Genomic DNA, 1415 nt, shown 5'->3' with positions numbered 1-1415 from the left:
CCGAGCGCCTCGTCCGCGCGGGCGGCGGGCAGGCCCGCGGCCGCGCCCACCACCCTGAGGTGGTCGCGGGCCGTACGGCCGGGGTGGAAGCTCGTCGCCTCCAGCACCGCGCCGACCTCGGACAGCGGCGCGGCCAGTTCGGCGTACCTGCGGCCGTTGACGAGGGCCTGGCCCGAGTCGGGCTTGACCAGGCCGAGCAGGGAGCGAAGCGTCGTGGTCTTGCCGGCCCCGTTCGGGCCGAGATACCCGGTGACGGTGCCCGCCTCGACGGTGAAGGACACGTCGTCCACGGCACGGACCGCCCCGAAGGACTTGTAAAGGTTATGGATCTCGATCGCAGCCATCATCGGCGATTATTGGCGGTTTCGCGGGCTGCGCCTAGCGCCTCGGGCAGATGTAGACCATATAGCGATATAACGCCCGCCTACAGGCGGTACACGCGGCGGGCGTTGCCGGAGCCGATCATGTGGGCGACCCTGGCCGCGTCGCCGGCGCTCCACTCGCCCTCCTCCAGCCGGGCGGCGAGCGCGCGGGCCAGCCCGCGCCGGAAGTACAGCGCGCCGAGGTGGCACATCTCGGCGACGCCGGAGCAGTCGGAGCTGAACATCAGCTTGTGGAAGGGGACCAGCTCGAGCAGTTCGCCGATGATCGTGGCCGAGCCCGCCGCGGTGTAGGTCAGCGCGAGGCCCACGTCGGCGTACACGTGCGGGAACACACTCGCCAGATAGGCGGCCTGCCGGTGGAAGGGGTAGCAGTGGAGCAGGATCAGCGGGACCCCGACCGGCCGCGTCGCCCGGATGAAGCCCGTCATCAGGGTCGGGTCGGACCGGTGCAGGTCGATGCCGGGGTCGCCGTACCCGGTGTGGAACTGCAGGGGCAGGCCCCGCTCGCGGGCGATGTCGACGGCCGTCCAGAGCAGGTGGCGCAGCAGGACCGGATCGGCCAGCCGCTCCTTGGGGTCGGTGAGCCGCCTGCCCGCGGCCGCGATCACCGTGCCCCGGCTCGGCCGCGCCGGGTCGAAGTCCAGGCCGTGGCGGTAGGCGACGATCGACTTCAGGCCGACGGCGCGGGAGGCCCGGGCGGCGAGCCGCTCGGCGAGTGCGTGGACGTAGCCCACGGCGGTCGGGCCCTCCTGGGCGACCTCCTCCTCGACGTGCTCCAGCCGCACGATCTCGTCGGCGGCGGCGCCCCCGAGGCGTCCCATCTCGGCCGCGGAGAGCAGCTCGCGCCCGCCGCTCCCGCCGTCGACGAGGAAGGCCACGACCCCGGCCGCGCGCAGCAGCAGCTTGTTGGCCTCGTCAGGGCCGAGCTCGGCCCTGCGCGCCAGGTAGACAGAACGGAAGAGCAAACGTCAGAACACCAGTCACCCAGAATTCAAACGCGGATGCCGTCGTCTGCTAGAAACCCGGTGGGGC

Annotated in this window: 2 protein-coding genes; both read right to left on the bottom strand. The window is 72.2% G+C overall.

Annotated elements, in window-relative coordinates; translation table 11 throughout:
• A partial coding sequence (locus tag AB0O34_RS36870; RefSeq protein WP_363923653.1) for an ATP-binding cassette domain-containing protein occupies positions 1-344 on the bottom strand: 344 nt, incomplete at its 3' end.
• Positions 345-424: 80 nt separating this feature from the next.
• Complete coding sequence (locus tag AB0O34_RS36865) at positions 425-1348, bottom strand: amidohydrolase family protein (protein WP_363923651.1); 924 nt, start codon at positions 1346-1348, stop codon at positions 425-427.
• Positions 1349-1415: the final 67 nt, after the last annotated feature.

Origin of the sequence: Sphaerisporangium sp. NPDC088356 (assembly GCF_040685555.1) — a bacterium.
Lineage (GTDB): Bacteria > Actinomycetota > Actinomycetes > Streptosporangiales > Streptosporangiaceae > Sphaerisporangium.
The sequence above is the reverse complement of the archived record's forward strand: the minus strand, read 5'-3'. Positions and strand labels throughout refer to the sequence as shown.